This is a genomic window from Pseudomonas sp. AL10 (genome assembly GCF_029960685.1).
Classification (GTDB): Bacteria; Pseudomonadota; Gammaproteobacteria; order Pseudomonadales; family Pseudomonadaceae; genus Aquipseudomonas; species Aquipseudomonas lactis.
This window is the reverse complement of the sequence record NZ_JASBQZ010000001.1, coordinates 11865-28930: the sequence shown is the minus strand read 5'-3', so window position 1 is coordinate 28930 and position 17066 is coordinate 11865. Positions and strand designations below refer to the sequence as shown.

Sequence of the window (17066 nt, the reverse complement as noted above, 5' to 3'; positions counted from 1 at the left end):
CCACTGCCGCTTCGCTTTTTACTTGTAAAGGAATACAAGCGCTTGAAAACCCTCCTTTCCAGTCTACTGTTGCTCAGCCTTTTGTCTGCGACAGCCTTCGCGGCCAGCACATCCTCTTTGCCAGTGACTTCCAGTGACGACTACTTTGAGCGTGCTCAGAAGAAGGCGGAGCAACTCAAGCTGATGTTCGATGAGAGCGTCAAGCTGGAGACCAGTGGCAAGCTGGATAAAGCCACGTTGCCCGAAGAACTCAAAGAGGTTCAGGGTGTCATGACTGCGTTCCAAGATGATCTGAAAATGGCCTCGGAGGGCGGGCATGTTGTTGCGACCTATATGCTGGCCAATATCCAAAGCCGGTTCGGCATGTCCAAGGAAGAACGCAAACAGGTGTGTGAGCCGATGCACAAGGCAATGGATCAAGGTTTGTTAGCCGCCGGCGTGGGGTATTACTATCAATGTGATATGGCGTACATGCGTCTAAATCTGCTTGATCCTGGGCACGTAAAGTACCTGGAAGCGCTCAAGCAGATGCTTCTGAACGTTGACCCCAACCATGACTATTATCCGCTGTACACCAATCGCTCGCTTTGTTTCGAAGGTGATCGGCTAGCTGAGATCAAGGAAGAAAGAACCTTGGGCAACATGCAAGCACGCGCCAGCGCGCGGATGCTGACCTATGATCAGTACCGGGCGGATGCCTACTACATCTTGGCGGCGACTCGTATGAACGACAAAGGTGAGCCCGACAGCGTGAATTTGACCTACCTGAATCAGGCGCTGGCGCTGGGTTGCAAAGACCCGATGACACTTAAAGAGTATTACGAAAAAGCATTTGGCAGTCAGGTCTCTAAATAGCTTCGAGGAACTGGGCAGGAACCTGCTCCGTCAGCCAAACCCCATTCTGCGCCTGATAAAACTTGAAACCCTGGGCCAGCATCTTCGAAGTGTTGATCTTCAGAATAACCACTTTCCCATAGCGCTGCCCAACTTCCCTGGCCGTCTCAAGCTGTTCACTGAGATGCACATGATGTCGTGACCCGGGAATCAGCCCCTTTTGGTTGATTGACTCGATGAAGCGCGTTGCGGTGCCGTGGTACAGGACGGCTGGTGGTTGTCTTTCATCGAGTTGCAGCTGGACGCCTTGGTTGGAGTGACCCTGCACGGCGCGGATGTGTTGACCGTCCTCGGAGAACGAAAAGCGCTTCTTCTCGTTTGTGTGCACCACCTGCTCCAGCAGTTCTCGGCTAAGGCTGCGCCCGTCGCGGCTGGCCGCCTCAATCAGCTCTGCAATGCCTGCCCAGCCTTCTGAATCCAATGAAAGGCCAATTGCCTGAGGCTCATGGCGCAGTACATAGCTGAGAAATTTGCTAGTGTCGTCCAGAAGCTTTTTGCTCATGAGATGTCCTTGCCTTCATCTGGATGAAATCAGCGGCGGTCTGCCACAACGCCAATCAACACCAGCACCACGACCAACACCGGCGCCAGGCTGTAGTTATTGAACTGGCTCAACCCCCGCACAATCCACGGCGTGGCGTAGATCAACGCCGCGCCGCTGCCGATCAGGCACAGCAGGGCCATCAAGGGCACGCGCAAGGCGCCGGCGATGCTGCCCAGGCGTGCTTCGACCCAGCCCTTGATGTCGGCGCCGAACAGCACCAGCAAACAACCCACAAGGGCTAACGAGATTTCCGACAGGTTGCTACGGCTCCAGCGGGATACGGTGGCGAGCAGGTCGAGTACCAGATCCATTCGATTTCCTTAAGAGCTATCAGCTCAAAAACTTCTGCAACAGGTCATTGAGAAAGAGTTGCCCGCGATCGGTGGCCGCCAGGCGTGACGGTTCGACCTGCATTAATCCACTTTGTTCTGCGTCGCGGCGGCCTTCGTCGAGGCTCGCCAGATCAAGGCCGGTGCGCTCGGCGTAGAGCTTGGCATCAACCCCGTCGGTGAGGCGCAGCGCGTTCATCAGGAACTCGAACGGCAGTTCATCGTTGGTCAGTTCTTTCGCGCCGGCCTGGAAGCTTTTGGCCGGGTTGAGGTAGTCCTTCGGTGCACGGGTTTTCCAGGTGCGGATGATGCGTCCGTCCGGGTGGCTGAGCTTGCCGTGGGCGCCGGCGCCGATGCCGATAAAGTCGCCAAAGCTCCAGTAATTGAGGTTATGCCGCGCCGGCCGCCCCAGTTGGGCGTAGGCCGAGACTTCATATTGTGCGTAACCGTGTTCGGCGAGCAGTGCCTGGCCGGCTTCCTGGATATCCCACAGCGTGTCGTCTTCCGGCAGCACGGGTGGCTGGTTCCAGAACACGGTGTTGGGTTCCAGGGTCAGTTGGTACCAGGACAGGTGCGTCGGCTTGAGCGCAATAGCCTGGCGCAAGTCGCCCAAGGCGTCGTCGAGGGACTGGTTGGGCAAACCGTGCATCAAGTCCAGGTTGAAGTTATCGAACCCGGCCTGGCGCGCCATACCGGCGGCGCGTGCGGCTTCGTCACCATTGTGAATGCGGCCCAGGGCTTCAAGCTTCTCTTGCTGGAAGCTCTGGATGCCGATGGACAGGCGATTGATCCCCAGCTTGCGGTACGCCACGAACTTCTCTTGTTCGAACGTCCCGGGGTTGGCTTCCAGGGTGATCTCGATATCGTCGGCAAACGGGATGCGCGCTTCAACGCCTTTGAGCAGGCGGCCCAGTGCAGCAGCGCTGAACAGGCTGGGCGTGCCGCCGCCGAAGAAAATCGAACTCAGTTCACGGCCATAAACGGCGTGCAGGTCTTGGTCCAGGTCCGCCAGCAAGGCGTCCACATACTCTTCTTCCGGCAGCACCTTACTGGCGGTGTGGGAGTTGAAGTCGCAATACGGGCATTTGCGCACGCACCACGGAATATGGATGTACAGCGCCAGGGGCGGCAGGTGGGGCAGCGCCGCCCGGGGTGTTTGCGCGCCGCCGTGGATCAGCGGCTGCGCAGAGGTGTTCTGGGTCATTTCAAACCTAGGCGCTGGCGCAGCAACGCCATGGCGCGGGCGCGGTGGCTGATTTGGTTTTTGTCGGCCGGGCTCAGTTCGGCGCTGGAGACATTACGCTCCGGCGCCCAGAACAGCGGGTCATAGCCAAAGCCATGCTCACCGCTGGCCGCCTGCAGGATGCGGCCGTGCCACAGGCCTTCACACAGGATCGGCAACGGGTCATCGGCGTGCCGCACCAACGCCAGCACGCAGACGAACTGCGCGCCGCGCTCGGCCTCCGGCACGTCCTTGAGGGCGTCGAGCAGCTTGGCGTTGTTGGCTGCGTCGCCCTTGCCGTCGGCGTAACGGGCGGAGTAGATACCAGGGGCGCCGCCGAGGAAGTCCACGGCCAGGCCCGAATCATCCGCCAGGGCTGGCAGGCCAGAGATACGTGCGGCATTGCGGGCCTTGAGGATGGCATTCTCGACGAACGACAGGCCGGTCTCTTCCGGCTCGACCTGGCTGAACTCGCCAATCGAACGCAGGTGCACAGACTCACCTAGCATGGCTTGCAGTTCTTTGAGTTTGCCGGCGTTGTGGCTGGCGAGTACGAGTTGGGTAAGGTTCATCATTCGGCCGGGAACAGTTCTTGGTTGAATTGGAAGCCGTGGGCCTTGCCGCCGGTTTCAACGTTGATGGTAAACGTCTTGTATTCCCGCTGGGTCACCGAGTAGGGCGCGAGGTAGCTGATGCCGCTTTTCTCTTCGATCTGCTTGAACGTCAGGATCTCGCTCTTGCCGCCCAAATCCTTGACCGTGCCAGTGACTTGCGCGGCCACCGGGCTTACGCCCTTGATCACGGTCACGTTGATCAAACCCTTCTCCTTGCTGCGCACCACACCGACTTTTTGGGCGGTCTCAGCGGGCAGGAAGCTTGAAGTGAAGGTGTTGTAATGAACGGTGATATCGCCGAAGTCTTTTTTGCGATTAGCGTCGATAGTGTCGGCGGCCATGGCGCTGGCGCCCAGGCATGCGGTCAATAGAAAAATAGCCAAACGACTCATGAACGTCCCTCTTGAAGATGATTAGACGGCAACTTTGTGGTCGGTCAGGCCAGGACTGCTGACCCGGTAAATACCAATTTCGCCCAACAGGTTGGGCCATAGCTTACTCGCCCAGCCGTGGCGGTGCTGTTGATCGACGGCAAGGCGGTTGATCACCTTGGCTTCACGCGCGCCACACAGGGCTTCGAAGTCTTCGAAGGTGCAAAAGTGGATGTTCGGCGTGTTGTACCAGGTGTAGGGCAGGAAGTCGGAGACCGGCATGCGCCCCTTGGTGGCCAGGTACCAGCGGCAGCGCCAGTGGCCAAAGTTGGGGAAAGTGATGATGCATTGGCGGCCAACGCGCAGCATTTCGTCGAGGATGCGGTCCGGGTAGTGCACCGCTTGCAGGGCCTGGGTCATCACCACGATATCGAAGCTGTTGCTGGCAAAGTTGCCCAGGCCCTTGTCCAGGTCCTGCTCGATCACGTTGATGCCCTTGGCCACGCACTGGGCGATGTTGTCCGGGTCGTTTTCCAGGCCGTAGCCGGTGACTTGCTTGTGGTCGCGCAGCCAGCTCAGCAGTTCGCCGTCGCCGCAGCCCAGGTCGAGCACGCGGCTGCCGGCGGGGATCCAGTCTTGGATGATTTCCAGGTCGGCTCTCATGGCGTTCTCACAAAGTAATGCGGTTCATGTAGTTACTGAACGCCTGCAGGTAACGTGGGATCGGAATCAGGAAGGCGTCGTGGCCTTGCGGTGCATCGATCTCCAGGTAGCAGACGTCTTTCTTGGCGGCCATCAGGGCATCCACCAGCTCACGGGAGCGTGCCGGCGAAAAGCGCCAGTCAGTGGTGAACGACATCACGCAGAACTTGGCCGTGGCGTGCTCGAAGGTTTTTGCCAGGTCGTCATCGTGGTTGGCGGCCGGGTCGAAGTAGTCCAGGGCCTTGGTCATCAGCAGGTAGGTGTTGGCGTCAAAGCGCCCTGAGAATTCCTCGCCCTGGTAACGCAGGTAGCTCTCCACTTGGAACTCGACGCTGTGGAAGTCGTAGTTGAGTTTCTCGCTCTTGAGGCCACGGCCGAATTTCTCGCCCATGGAATCGTCGGACAGGTAGGTGATGTGGCCGACCATCCGCGCCAGCATCAAGCCACGCTTGGGGATCACGCCCGCTTCCTGGAACGAACCACCGTGGAAGTCGGGGTCGGTGAGGATCGCCTGGCGCGCCACTTCGTTGAAGGCGATGTTCTGCGCCGACAACTTGGGCGCCGAGGCGATGGCCAGGCAATGACGCACGCGGTCCGGGTAAGTAATGGTCCATTGCAGGGCCTGCATGCCGCCCAGGCTGCCGCCAATCACGGCGGCCCACTGGCTGATGCCCAGCAGGTCGGCCAGGCGTGCCTGGCTGTGCACCCAGTCTTCCACGGTCAGCACCGGGAAGTCGGCGCCGAACGGCTTACCGGTTTCCGGGTTGAGGCTGCTGGGGCCGGTGGAACCGTTGCAGCCGCCGAGGTTGTTCAGGCTGACCACAAAGAACTTATGGGTGTCGATGGGCTTGCCGGGGCCGATACAACTGTCCCACCAGCCGGGCTTGCGGTCGTCAACGCTATGGAAACCGGCGGCGTGATGATGGCCGGACAAGGCATGGCAGATCAGCACGGCGTTGCTCGCCGTGGCGTTCAGTTGGCCATAGGTTTCGTAGATCAGGTCGTAGGCTGGCAACGAACGGCCGCAGGCCAGGGCCAGGGGTTCGCTGAAATGCGCCACTTGTGGCACGACCAGTCCAACAGAATCGGGGGGGAAGGCAGCTGGCATCGACCCTGCTCTCGTTTAAATGAGGCGTAAGTCTAAAGAGCGGGGACCCTAGCGGCAAGCAATGGTCGGGGGTTAGCGTGATCGTTCCCACGCTCCGCGTGGGAATGCCTCTTGGGACGCTCTGCGTCCTGCCCTGGTGACGCGGAGCGTCACGGGCTGCATTCCCACGCGGAGCGTGGGAACGATCAGCACAAGCCATGCTATCGCAGGCAAGCCAGCCCCCATAGGGGCTACGGCATTCAGATCAGGCCAAACAACTCTTTTGGCATGTAAGCAAAGTACGCCAGGCGCGGAATCACCCAGCTTTGCAGCAACTGAATCACGATAAACGCGAAGATCGGCGAGATATCCAGGCCACCCAGGTTCGGAATCAGGCGACGGAAGGGTGCCAGCACCGGCTCGGTGATCTGAGCCACCAATTCGGCACCCGGGCTACGGCTACCCGGTGCGACCCAGGACAGGATCACGCTGATGATCATCGACCAGAAAATGATCTTCAGGAACAGCGAGAAAATCCCGATCAGGCCCCATGGCAACAGCAGCACGGTGAAGGCCTGGTATCCATTGAGCATCAGGATCACCACGAACAGCAAAATCTGCAGCAACAGCGCCAGCACCAGCGACGACATGTCCAGGCCGAACAGGCTCGGGATCACCCGGCGCAGCGGCTTGAGCAGCGGTTGGGTGGCCTTCACCACGAACTGGCACAGCGGGTTGTAGAAGTTCGCACGCACCAGTTGCAGGATAAAGCGCATCAGTACGATCAGCAGGTACAGGCTGCCCAGGGTCTGGATGATGAAAATGGCAGCGTCATTGATTCCGAGCATGTTTGATTACCTTGGTAAGGGACGACTATTTGCCCAGTTGCTCAGCCATCTCGGCTGAACGATGTGCGGCGGCACCCAGTGCTGTTTCCACCAGGGCTTCAAAGCCCCCGGCCTGGAACGACTCAATAGCCGCTTGTGTGGTACCACCTGGCGAGGTGACGCGACGGCGCAGTTCGGCGGCATCCACCTCGCTGCCGACCGCCATCTTGGCGGCGCCCAGGGCGGTTTGTTCCGCCAGTTGCTCGGCCACGTCGTGGGGCAGGCCCAGCTTGACGCCTGCGGCCGTCATGGCCTCGATCAACAGGAAGAAGTAAGCCGGGCCGCTGCCGGAGACGGCGGTGACCGCATCCAGTTGCTGTTCCTGCTCCAGCCACACGGCGATGCCCACCGCAGACAGCAGTTCCTGGGCCTGGTCACGTTGCTGCGCGGTGACTTCGCCAGTGGCATACAAACCGCTGACGCCCTGGCGCAGCAGCGCCGGGGTGTTGGGCATGCAGCGCACAATGGGCTGGGCACCGAGCCAGTTGGTCATGCTGGCGCAGGTGATGCCAGCGGCAATCGACACCACCAGTTGATGGGGTTGCAGGCTCGGGCTCAGGCTCTCGCACACGGCCTTCATGGCCTGGGGCTTGACCGCCAGCACGATCACATCGACGCCGTGGATGGCCTCGGCGTTATCGGCGAAGGTCTGGATACCGTGTTCGGCGCTGACGCGCTCGCGGGTTTCGGCACCGGGGTCGCTGGCGCGGATCTGCTCGGCGTCCAGGCCCTTGGCCCGCAGGCCACCGATCAGGCTGGCCGCCATGTTACCGGCGCCGATAAAGGCAATACGCGTGTTGCTCATGACAGGTCCTTATTTCGAGGGATGTCAGCCATTTCACGGCTGGCCGTAGTCGCGGGCGCCAAACAGGGCGGTACCGATCCGCACCCAGGTGGCGCCTTGGGCAATGGCCGACTCAAGGTCGTGGCTCATGCCCATGGAAAGTGTGTCCAGCGCCAGGTTCAAGCTGGCTTGCAAGTCGCGCACCGTGGCGAACGCCGCATCCTGCTCCGCCCGGTCTTGCGTCGGCTCGGGAATCGCCATCAAGCCCCGCAGCTTCAAGCGCGGCAGGGCGCTGATCGCTGTGGCCAGGGCCGGCAGGTCAGCGGGCGTGCAGCCGGACTTGCTGGCTTCGCCACTGACATTGACCTGGATGCAGATATTGAGCGGCGGCAGGTCGGCCGGGCGTTGTTCGGACAGGCGTTGTGCGATTTTCAGGCGGTCCACGGAGTGCACCCAAGCGAAGTGCTCGGCGATGGCACGAGTCTTGTTCGATTGAATGGGGCCGATGAAGTGCCAACTCAAGGGCAGGTCGGTTAATTCCGCCTGTTTGCCCAGGGCTTCCTGCAGGTAGTTTTCACCAAAGTCGCGCAGCCCGGCGGCATAGGCTTCGCGCACTGCCTGCGCCGGTTTGGTCTTGCTCACGGCCAGCAGGTGGATGCTGCTTGCGTCACGTTGCACGGCGTCGGCTGCGGCGCGGATGCGCTGGCTAACCAGGCCGATGTTGTCTGCTATCGTCGACATTCAAGATGCGCCCGTGGATATGGAGTCCGCGGCATTCTACTGGAAATGGAAAGCCCTATGGATATCACGCAATTGCTGACGGCCAGCGTAAGCCGAGGCGCCTCAGACCTGCATCTGTCAGCCGGCCTGGCACCCATGCTGCGCATTGATGGCGAGGTTTGGCCCCTGGATGGGCCGGCGCTGAGCGCTACCCAAGTGGTCGACTTATTGAGCCCTTTGCTGAATAAACATCAACAAAAGGATTTCGAAACATCTCTTGAAACGGATTTTGCCTTCGAGTTGCCAGGCGTCGCCCGGTTCCGGGCGAACGTGTTCCGCCAGGATCGCGGCGTGGGTGCGGTGTTTCGGGCTATTCCGGCTGAGGTCCAGAGCCTGGAAGACCTGAGGTTGGGCGAGGTGTTCCAGCGTATCGCCCGCTTCCCTCGCGGGCTGGTGCTGGTGACCGGGCCCACCGGCTCGGGCAAGTCCACGACCCTGGCGGCGATGATTGACGACCTCAACCGACACCGTCGCCAGCATATCCTCACGCTGGAAGACCCCATCGAGTTTATCCACAGGCCGAAAATGGCCCTGGTCAACCAGCGCCAGGTGCATCGCGATACCCACAGTTTCTCGCAGGCCCTGCGTTCCGCCCTGCGCGAAGACCCGGATGTGATCCTGGTGGGTGAACTGCGCGACCTTGAAACCATCCGCCTGGCGCTGACGGCGGCAGAGACCGGGCATCTGGTGTTTGGCACCCTGCACACCTCGTCGGCGGCAAAGACGGTAGACAGGCTGGTGGACGTCTTCCCGGCCGGGGAGAAGGCGATGGTCCGCTCGATGCTGTCGGAGTCGTTGCAGGCGGTGGTGTCCCAGGTGCTGGTGAAGAAAGTGGGCGGTGGGCGCGTGGCCGCCCATGAAATCATGCTGGGCACCCCGGCGATTCGTAACTTGATTCGCGAAGACAAGGTGGCGCAGATGGTTTCGGCGATCCAGACAGGTGGGGCGTTGGGGATGAAGACCCTGGATATGAGTTTGAAGGCGTTGGTCGGCGCAGGGCTGGTCAGCCGGGAAGAGGCGCGGGAGAAGGCGAGGGTGCCGGCAGATATCTAAAACGCACAGACACACAATGTGGGAGCTGGCTTGCCTGCGATAGCGGACTGTCAGGCACTCTCTCTGCCAACTGACACACCGTCATCGCAGGCAAGCCAGCTCCCACATTTGATTGCATTTCAAAGGGGGAGCTTCAGTGGTGCCTGGCTTAGCGCTGCACGATCCGCAGGTTGCTGTTCTGCTCTTTAGGCAGTACCCGCTTGGCAATCACGTAGTTCTTGTCCCAGAACGGCTTTTTCAGCGTGTCGATGCTCACCGACTTGCCACGGCGCGGTGCGTGAATAAAGCGGTCATTGCCCAGGTAGATGGCAACGTGGTTCACCTGGCGGCTCTTCAACTTGAAGAACAACAGATCGCCCGGCTTCAGGTCTTTGCGGTCAACCTTCAACCCATGGCCGGCCGCCATGGCGTTGGAGGTGCGTGGCAGGTCCACCGCTTTTACATCGTTAAATGCATATTTCACCAGCCCGCTGCAGTCGAACCCTTTACTTGGGCTGCTGCCGCCCCAACGATAAGGTGTACCGAGCACGTTGACGGCACGGCTCAAGACGTTGCTGCTTTGCTTGGTGTTCACGGCCAGCTGGGTGGAAAGCACTTTGCCGTGGGCCTTGCTCAGTTGAGTCGGGCGGCTGACGGTCGGCTTTGCCGCTTTGGCAGTGCTGGGCGTGCTATGGACTTTAGGGGTGAAACCGTTAACGTTCGGAAGTCGTTGCTCACGATTGGTGGCGTGGGCGGCCAGTGGCATTAATAGGCAAATGGTTAGCCATGTCTTGAAAAATGGTCGCATTAGGCGTGGCTCTTATGGGTTTGCGCGCAACTTTATAACAGCTTTTTGTGCTGTTCTCAGGCCGTTTGTCGACTGAACCTTGGGGTCAAATTCAGGAAAAACGCGACGATTCGCCGCAATTGTCCTACACAAGGCAGGCGGTACAAGGCTTTGAGGGCAGGAAGATACCATTTACCGTACGTCGGGCGCCCGTAAAAAAGTCACAAAGAAAATGAAAAAATTTATCTATCGACGCAAAAGAGGTCCTTCATGAACACCTATCAACAGGTTGGTCAGCAGCACGATACCCACAGTAAGGCGATTGGTTACCTGCTGTGGATTTTCGGTTTTACCGGGGCTCATCGCTTTTATTACGGCAAGCCCGTGACCGGTACGATCTGGTTTTTCACTTTCGGCTTGCTGGGTATTGGCTGGCTGATCGACTTGTTCCTGATCCCGGCCATGGACCGTGAGGCCGACCTGCGGTTTACCGCTGGGCCGATTGAATACAACGTGGCCTGGATTCTGTTGGCGTTCCTGGGGGTGTTTGGTGTGCACCGCATGTATCAGGGCAAATGGATCACCGGCCTGATCTACCTGCTGACCGGCGGTTTGTTCCTGGTCGGAGTGCTGTATGACTTCTGGACGTTGAACACGCAGATTTCGATCCGCAATGCCGAGCGCAATAGCGGCCGTTGAGCACTATAGCGCAGTGTGGGAGCTGGCTTGCCTGCGATGCAGGCACCTCGGTGTATCAGGTAGACCGAGGTGATGCTATCGCAGGCAAGCCGGCTCCCACATTGACCGTAACCACATTAGATAGGCGAGTTATCAAGCCTGGTAGCTGATCCGCCCATCCATCAAGGTATACCGCACCGTCGCCGGCAGGCTGTGGCCGATGAACGGGCAGTTTTCGCCCTTGGACAACCAGCGCTCACCAGCCACCGTCGAGCTTGCCAGGTCGAACAGCACCAGGTCCGCCGGTGAGCCCACCGCCAACTGGCCCGCTGGCAAGCGCAGGGCCTCGGCCGGGCCGGCGCTCAGGCGTGCCAGCAGTGTCGGCAGGTCCAGCAAGCCGTCTTCTACCAGCGTCATCGCCAATGGCAGCAACAACTCCACGCTGCTGATGCCCGGCTCGGTCGCGCCAAACGGTGCCAGCTTGGCATCTCGCTCGTGAGGTTGGTGGTGGCTGGAAATCGCCGACACCACACCCGACTTCACCGCCGCACGCAAACCGTCACGGTCTGCCTTGGTGCGCAGCGGGGGCTGTACGTGGTACAGGCTGGAGAAGTCGATCAGCGCCTCATCCGTCAGGATCAGTTGGTACAGGGCGACATCCGCGGTTACCCGTAAGCCACGGGCCTGGGCCTGGGCGATCAAAGCCACGCCCCGGGCGCTGGTCAACTGGCTGAAATGCGCACGCACGCCGCTTTGTTCTACCAGCAACAGGTCACGGGCGAGAGCCACGGTTTCTGCGGTTTCCGGAATGCCCGGCAGGCCGAGGAAGCTGGCCACTGCGCCTTCATGGGCCAGGCCACCTTCGGCCAGGTCGCGGTCCTGGGAATGGAAGATCACCGTCAAGTCGAACGTGGCCGCGTATTCCAGGGCGCGGCACAAGGTGCGTGTGCTGCGAAAGCTTTCCAGGCCATTGCCGAAGGCTACGCAACCGGCGTCACGCAGGGCGATCAATTCGGCAAGTTGTTCGCCATCCAGGCCCTTGCTCAAGGCGCCAATGGGAAACACTTTGCAATTGCCGGCTTCGCGGGCGCGGTCGAGGATCAGTTCGGTCACGGCCGACGTGTCCAGCACCGGCTTGGTGTTGGGCGGGCAACACAGGCTGGTCACACCACCGGCTGCGGCGGCCTGGGTTTCGCTGGCGATATTGCCTTTGCGGCTGTAGCCCGGCTCGCGCAGGGCGACATTCAAGTCCACCAGCCCAGGCGCGGCCACCAGGCCCTTGGCATCGATGCTCTGGCCGGCGTTGAAGCCTGCGGGGGCGGCGCCGATGGCGACGATCTTGCCGGCGTCCAGGTGTATATCGGTAACTTGGTCCAGGCCACTGGCCGGGTCGATGACTCGGGCGCCGAGAATGCTGAGCTTCACTGGGCCTGCTCCTGCTCGAATTGACGTTGCGCGGTTTGCCCGCTCATGGCCATGGACAGCACGGCCATACGCACCGCGATGCCGTAGGTCACTTGGTTGAGAATCACCGACTGTGGGCCGTCGGCCACCGCCGACTCAATTTCTACGCCACGGTTGATCGGCCCCGGGTGCATCACGATGGCATCCGGCTTGGCCATGCCCAGGCGTGCGGTGGTCAGCCCGAACAGGCGGTAAAACTCACCTTCGCTGGGCAATAAGCCCCCGGCCATGCGCTCGCGTTGCAGGCGCAGCATGATCACCACGTCCACATCCTTGAGGCCCTCGGCCATGTCGGTGTAGACCTTCACGCCATACTGTTCGATGCCGATGGGCAACAAGGTCTTGGGCGCAATCACGCGGATATCCGGGCAACCCAGGGCTTTGAGGGCCAGCATGTTCGAACGTGCTACCCGCGAATGCAGGATGTCGCCGACGATGGCCACCGAGAGGTTTTCAAAGCTGCCCTTGTGCCGACGAATGGTGAGCATGTCGAGCATGCCCTGGGTCGGGTGCGCGTGGCGGCCGTCGCCGCCATTGATGATCGCCACGTTCGGGCACACATGCTCAGCAATGAAGTGCGCAGCGCCGGAGTCGCCGTGGCGTACCACGAACATGTCGGCTGCCATGGCCTCCAGGTTGCGCAGGGTATCGAGCAGAGTTTCGCCCTTGCTCGCCGACGAGGTGGACACGTTCAGCGTGATCACATCGGCCGACAGCCGCTGGGCCGCCAGTTCAAAGGTGGTGCGGGTGCGGGTGGAGTTCTCGAAGAACACGTTGCAGATAGTTTTACCGCGCAACAACGGGACTTTCTTCACTGCTCGGCCACCGACTTCCAGGAATGAGTCGGCGGTGTCGAGGATTTCGGTGAGCAGTTCGCGGGGCAAACCGTCGAGGGACAAGAAGTGTTGCAACTGGCCCTGAGCATTGAGCTGCAGCGGGCGCTTGGCATCTAGAGGCGTCATCGCGGGGACTCTTTACAAGGCGGTTTAAAGGGCAAGGTCTTGCAGTTCGAGTTCGAGCGGCGTGGGACCGGACAATTTTACCCGTTGCTGGGGGGCAAGCGACAGGGTCGCGCCTACGACGTCCGGGCTGATCGGCAGCTCGCCAGCGTCCAGGTCCAACAGGCACACCAGGGTCACGCTGGCCGGGCGGCCATAGTCGAACAGCTCGTTCATGGCGGCGCGGATGGTACGGCCGCTCATCAGCACGTCGTCGATCAATACCAGGTGCTGGCCTTCGATCTCGAAGGGCAGGGCCGATGGGCGCACTTGTGGATGCAGGCCGTTCTGGCTGAAATCGTCGCGGTAGAAGGACACGTCCAGGGTGCCCAGGGGCGAATCGCTACCCAGTTCTTCCAGCAATGCCTGGGCCACCCACACGCCACCGGTGCGTATGCCGATAAAACGCGGTTCGCTGATGGCACGGTGTTCCAGGTGCGCCTTGAGGCGTATCGCCATCTGGCTGATCAGTTCGGCAGGGTTCGGCAAGCTCATGGTGGCTCCTTGTTAAGTGTGTAGGAGCGAGCTTGCTCGCGAAAAACTCATGGGCACCGCGTTCATCCAGCCTTCTCGCGGTATCGTTAACGTTCTTCGCGGGCAAGCCCGCTCCCACAGGATCGCGGCGGGTCAGGATTCAAATAAAGCGGTGTTTTCATCCAGCCAGCCCTGCAACAGCAAGGCGGCGGCGATGGCGTCCACCGGGTTGTCGCGGTAACTGCCTTTTTGCCCGCCACGGTCACGGCGCTCACCCTTGGCTTCAAAGGTGGTAAGGCGTTCGTCGTGGGTATAGAAGGGCAGGTTGTAGCGGCCATTGAGGCGGCGCGCGAATTTCTCGGCGCGCAGGCACATGTCGCTCGGGGTGCCATCCATGTTCAGGGGCAGGCCGACCACCACTGCGTCAGGCTTCCACTCTTTAATCAGGGCTTCGACCTGGTTCCAGTCCGGCACGCCGTTCTGGGCCTTGAGGGTGCACAGCTCACGGGCCTGGCCGGTGATGACCTGGCCAACCGCGACGCCGATCTGTTTGGTGCCGTAGTCAAAACCGAGGATCAGACGCAAAGCCATCAGGCGTGCCCCGCCTGGCTGGTCAGCAGGCTGAGGTTGACCCGCAGCTTGGCCGCGGCCGCTTCCAGGCGCAGTTCGCTGGCGGTGTTGAACAGGATGTCAGCGTCGAACGGGCAGGTCAGCCAGGCATTGCTGGCCAGTTCGGCCTCCAGTTGCCCGGCTTCCCAACCGGCGTAGCCCAGGGTGATCACACTTTGCTCAGGGCCGACGCCGTCGGCGATGGCAAACAGCACGTCCTGGGACGTGGAGAGTGACACGCCTTCAAGGTCTACCGTGGCCTGGAACTTCGGCCCGGTGGGGTGCAGCACAAAACCGCGATCGGTCTGCACCGGCCCGCCGATGTAGATCGGCACGTGCAGGCAGCTTGCCGGCGGGTCGATTTCCGGGCGCAGTTGCTCAAGGATATCCGCCAGGTTCAGCTCCTGCGGGCGGTTGACCACCAGCCCCATGGCACCATTGGCCGTGTGCTCGACGATGTAGGTCAAGGTCTGCGCAAAGTTCGGGTCGGCCATATGGGGCATGGCGATCAGGAATTGGTGCTTGAGGTAGGTCGGGCTGACGTTTTTCATGTCCGCTAGTGTGGCGTTGGAGGGGCGAACTGACAAGTGCGGGCGCGCGCCTGATCGCTGATCGTTCCCACGCTCCGCGTGGGAACGCATCCCGGGGCGCTCCGCGTCCCAAGGGCAGACGCAGAGCGTCCGTGGCGGCATTCCCACGCGGAGCGTGGGAACGATCTGTAGTGCGGGCGCGATCAGTTGCTGGACAACCGGTCGCCCTTGGCAAACCGCCAGGTGCGGATGATTTCCAGGCGGTCCACGTCGTTCAAGTCGCCGCTGAACGGCGCAAAGGGCGCGGCCAGACGCACGATACGTTGCGCGGCCTGGTCCAGCAGCGGCTGGCCGGAGGACTCCAGCACCTGCACTTCATACAGCGAGCCGTCACGGTTGATCGACACCAGCAGGCGCAAATTGCCATAAATCTGCTGGCGCCGCGCCTCGTCCGGGTAATTGAGGTTACCGATACGTTCGACCTTCTTGCGCCACTCGTCCTTATACCAGGCACCTTTGTCGCGCATGGTCGAGGCCGCGTTCAGGCGGTAGATGCGCGGGCGCTTGGCATACAGCTGTTGCTCATGGGCCAGTTCGGCTTCCAGGCTGGAAATTTCGTCGGACAGCGTCGAACTGTCGAACGTCGGCGCAGGTTTTACTGGCTCGGGCTTGGGTTCGGTCTTGGCCTTTTCGCGCTGGGTCGGGGCTTTTTGTGGCTTGGGCGCGACGGTGGCTACCGCAGCCTTGGGCGTGGCCTGCTTGACCTCGGGCTTTGGCGCCGGCGGCGGGGTGACCTTCTTGACCTGGTTGTCGTGGAAGGGCGCCACTTCGGTGGTCTTGGGCACGGCTTTCTTGTCGAGGGTGCCGCTGCCTTGCTGGTTGTCCTGGGCGAGAAAGTCAGCCTTTTCGGGCTTCTTTTCGCTCTTGAACGTGGCGAGGGTGATTTCCAGGGTCTTGGTGATCTGCTTGGGTTCCACCAGGGTGAACCCCACGCCCAGGAGCAGGGCGAGGTGAATCAGCGCAGCGAGAAACAGGGTAAAACCGAGACGATCAGCCGGGCGCACGCCGCTATGGGTGAATTCGGGGGGCAGATCGGACGGGAGTGTCATGACAAGAAAACCAACATCGCGCGTTTCACAGATGGCGCATGATAACGCAATGTTGGTGTGTGTCCGGCTGTTCTATGTCACTTGGCTTTTAGCTTGCGCTCAATGGCGGCCATCAGCATTTCGCCGATATTCGTGCCAAATGCATTGTCGATCTCGCGAATACAGGTGGGGCTGGTGACGTTGATTTCAGTGAGGTTCTCACCAATTACGTCGAGTCCGACAAACAGCAGGCCTTTTTCCCGCAGGGTCGGGCCGACTTGAGCGGCGATCCAGCGGTCCTTGTCCGACAACGGCCGCGCTTCACCGCGACCACCGGCGGCCAGGTTGCCACGGGTCTCGCCGGCTGCCGGGATACGCGCCAGGCAGTAATCCACCGGCTCGCCGTCGATCATCAGGATACGCTTGTCACCGTCCTTGATCGCCGGCAGGTAGGCCTGGCCCATGATCTGCTGGGTGCCCAGGGCGGTCAGGGTTTCGAGGATCACCGACAGGTTCGGGTCGCCGGCGCGGTGACGGAAGATCGAGGTGCCGCCCATGCCGTCCAGCGGCTTGAGGATCACGTCGCCATGCTTGGCGGCGAATTCACGCAGTACATCGGCGCGGCGGCTGACCACGGTCGGTGGCGTGCACTGCGGGAACAGGGTGGCAAACAGCTTTTCATTGCAGTCGCGCAGGCTCTGCGGTTTGTTGACGATCAACACGCCCGCACGTTCTGCCTGCTCCAGCAAGTAGGTGGAGTACACAAACTCCATGTCGAACGGCGGATCCTTGCGCATCAGGATCACGTCGAGGTCGCTCAGCGGGCTGTCGATTTCGTCAGAAAGCTCGAACCACTTCTCAGGGTTGGCGAACACCTGCAGCGGGCGCATGCGTGCGCGGGCTTCGCCGTCACCCTGGTAAAGGTCGCGCTGCTCCATATAGAACAAGGTCCAGCCGCGGGCCTGGGCGGCCAGGAGCATGGCCAGCGAACTGTCCTTTTTATAGGAAATGCTGGCGATAGGGTCCATGACAATGCCGACGCGAACGCTCATGGGGGATTTCCTCTAGCAAATTGGGGCGCATAAAAGTGGCGTCAGAGTGGCGCTGCGGCTGTTGTGGGTCAAGGAAAAACCACTGGGCGGGCGCCTCGATAGATTGCGCCAGGAGACTGTGCTAAAAAGGCTGGCACGGC

At 60.9% G+C, this 17066-nt stretch carries 21 protein-coding genes; 3 read left to right on the top strand and 18 right to left on the bottom strand.

The genetic code is table 11. The features are described from left to right. Positions 1 to 42: 42 nt before the first annotated feature. Entirely contained in the window at positions 43 to 855 is an 813-nt protein-coding gene (locus QK296_RS00150; protein ID WP_282390461.1) for a hypothetical protein, read from the top strand. On the opposite strand, the gene QK296_RS00145 is transcribed toward QK296_RS00150, so the two are convergent. The 10 genes from QK296_RS00145 to QK296_RS00100 all read right to left on the bottom strand — a co-directional run bounded on the left by QK296_RS00145 (position 848) and on the right by QK296_RS00100 (position 8175). Beyond that, complete coding sequence (locus tag QK296_RS00145) at positions 848 to 1396, bottom strand: RNA 2'-phosphotransferase (protein WP_057710244.1); 549 nt, start codon at positions 1394 to 1396, stop codon at positions 848 to 850. The genes QK296_RS00150 and QK296_RS00145 overlap by 8 nt on opposite strands. 29 nt (positions 1397 to 1425) lie before the next feature. Further along, positions 1426 to 1749, bottom strand: a complete 324-nt coding sequence (locus QK296_RS00140) for a DUF3392 domain-containing protein (protein ID WP_034133991.1) — start codon at positions 1747 to 1749, stop codon at positions 1426 to 1428. A gap of 19 nt (positions 1750 to 1768) precedes the next feature. Further along, complete coding sequence (gene hemW, locus QK296_RS00135) at positions 1769 to 2971, bottom strand: radical SAM family heme chaperone HemW (protein ID WP_003195097.1); 1203 nt, start codon at positions 2969 to 2971, stop codon at positions 1769 to 1771. After that, positions 2968 to 3564: an RdgB/HAM1 family non-canonical purine NTP pyrophosphatase gene (gene rdgB, locus QK296_RS00130; protein WP_282390460.1), complete on the bottom strand. Its 597-nt coding sequence runs from the start codon at positions 3562 to 3564 to the stop codon at positions 2968 to 2970. The genes hemW and rdgB overlap by 4 nt, the downstream gene beginning before the upstream one ends. Then, complete coding sequence (locus QK296_RS00125) at positions 3561 to 3995, bottom strand: DUF4426 domain-containing protein (RefSeq protein WP_003195093.1); 435 nt, start codon at positions 3993 to 3995, stop codon at positions 3561 to 3563. Before QK296_RS00125 ends, rdgB begins: the two co-directional genes overlap by 4 nt. 21 nt (positions 3996 to 4016) lie before the next feature. Continuing rightward, complete coding sequence (gene metW, locus QK296_RS00120) at positions 4017 to 4637, bottom strand: methionine biosynthesis protein MetW (RefSeq protein ID WP_034133988.1); 621 nt, start codon at positions 4635 to 4637, stop codon at positions 4017 to 4019. A gap of 7 nt (positions 4638 to 4644) precedes the next feature. Continuing rightward, positions 4645 to 5784, bottom strand: a complete 1140-nt coding sequence (locus tag QK296_RS00115; protein ID WP_137204159.1) for a homoserine O-acetyltransferase — start codon at positions 5782 to 5784, stop codon at positions 4645 to 4647. A gap of 239 nt (positions 5785 to 6023) precedes the next feature. Continuing rightward, positions 6024 to 6611 carry a YggT family protein gene (locus tag QK296_RS00110; RefSeq protein WP_003195087.1) on the bottom strand — a complete coding sequence of 196 codons (588 nt, stop codon included), beginning with the start codon at positions 6609 to 6611 and terminating at the stop codon, positions 6024 to 6026. Between the two features lie 25 nt (positions 6612 to 6636). Next, positions 6637 to 7455, bottom strand: coding sequence for a pyrroline-5-carboxylate reductase (gene proC, locus QK296_RS00105; RefSeq protein WP_003195085.1), 819 nt, complete (start codon positions 7453 to 7455; stop codon positions 6637 to 6639). A gap of 33 nt (positions 7456 to 7488) precedes the next feature. Then, entirely contained in the window at positions 7489 to 8175 is a 687-nt protein-coding gene (locus tag QK296_RS00100; protein ID WP_003195083.1) for a YggS family pyridoxal phosphate-dependent enzyme, read from the bottom strand. 57 nt (positions 8176 to 8232) lie between these two features. On the opposite strand from QK296_RS00100, the gene QK296_RS00095 reads away from it, so the two are divergent. Next, the gene (locus tag QK296_RS00095) at positions 8233 to 9267 is read left to right on the top strand and encodes a type IV pilus twitching motility protein PilT (RefSeq protein ID WP_169912765.1); all 1035 of its coding nucleotides are present in this window, start codon (positions 8233 to 8235) and stop codon (positions 9265 to 9267) included. 148 nt (positions 9268 to 9415) lie between these two features. On the opposite strand, the gene QK296_RS00090 is transcribed toward QK296_RS00095, so the two are convergent. Further along, positions 9416 to 10054 carry a C40 family peptidase gene (locus tag QK296_RS00090; RefSeq protein WP_003195078.1) on the bottom strand — a complete coding sequence of 213 codons (639 nt, stop codon included), beginning with the start codon at positions 10052 to 10054 and terminating at the stop codon, positions 9416 to 9418. A gap of 249 nt (positions 10055 to 10303) precedes the next feature. Between QK296_RS00090 and QK296_RS00085 the strand changes: the two genes are divergently transcribed. Continuing rightward, entirely contained in the window at positions 10304 to 10732 is a 429-nt protein-coding gene (locus QK296_RS00085; RefSeq protein ID WP_003195076.1) for a TM2 domain-containing protein, read from the top strand. A 132-nt stretch (positions 10733 to 10864) separates the two neighbouring features. On the opposite strand, the gene QK296_RS00080 is transcribed toward QK296_RS00085, so the two are convergent. The 7 genes from QK296_RS00080 to gshB form a co-directional block, all read right to left on the bottom strand. Further along, complete coding sequence (locus QK296_RS00080; RefSeq protein WP_034133985.1) at positions 10865 to 12136, bottom strand: dihydroorotase; 1272 nt, start codon at positions 12134 to 12136, stop codon at positions 10865 to 10867. Further along, entirely contained in the window at positions 12133 to 13137 is a 1005-nt protein-coding gene (locus QK296_RS00075; RefSeq protein WP_003195072.1) for an aspartate carbamoyltransferase catalytic subunit, read from the bottom strand. Before QK296_RS00075 ends, QK296_RS00080 begins: the two co-directional genes overlap by 4 nt. Positions 13138 to 13161: 24 nt before the next feature. Then, positions 13162 to 13668, bottom strand: a complete 507-nt coding sequence (pyrR, locus tag QK296_RS00070; protein ID WP_003195069.1) for a bifunctional pyr operon transcriptional regulator/uracil phosphoribosyltransferase PyrR — start codon at positions 13666 to 13668, stop codon at positions 13162 to 13164. 132 nt (positions 13669 to 13800) lie between these two features. After that, positions 13801 to 14238, bottom strand: coding sequence for a Holliday junction resolvase RuvX (gene ruvX, locus QK296_RS00065; RefSeq protein WP_003195067.1), 438 nt, complete (start codon positions 14236 to 14238; stop codon positions 13801 to 13803). Further along, the gene (locus QK296_RS00060) at positions 14238 to 14807 is read right to left on the bottom strand and encodes a YqgE/AlgH family protein (protein ID WP_003195065.1); all 570 of its coding nucleotides are present in this window, start codon (positions 14805 to 14807) and stop codon (positions 14238 to 14240) included. Before QK296_RS00060 ends, ruvX begins: the two co-directional genes overlap by 1 nt. A 182-nt stretch (positions 14808 to 14989) precedes the next feature. Beyond that, positions 14990 to 15895 (bottom strand): energy transducer TonB, encoded by a 906-nt coding sequence (locus QK296_RS00055; protein WP_034133983.1) that lies wholly within the window; start codon positions 15893 to 15895, stop codon positions 14990 to 14992. 77 nt (positions 15896 to 15972) lie between these two features. Further along, positions 15973 to 16926 (bottom strand): glutathione synthase, encoded by a 954-nt coding sequence (gene gshB, locus QK296_RS00050; protein WP_003195061.1) that lies wholly within the window; start codon positions 16924 to 16926, stop codon positions 15973 to 15975. Positions 16927 to 17066: the final 140 nt, after the last annotated feature.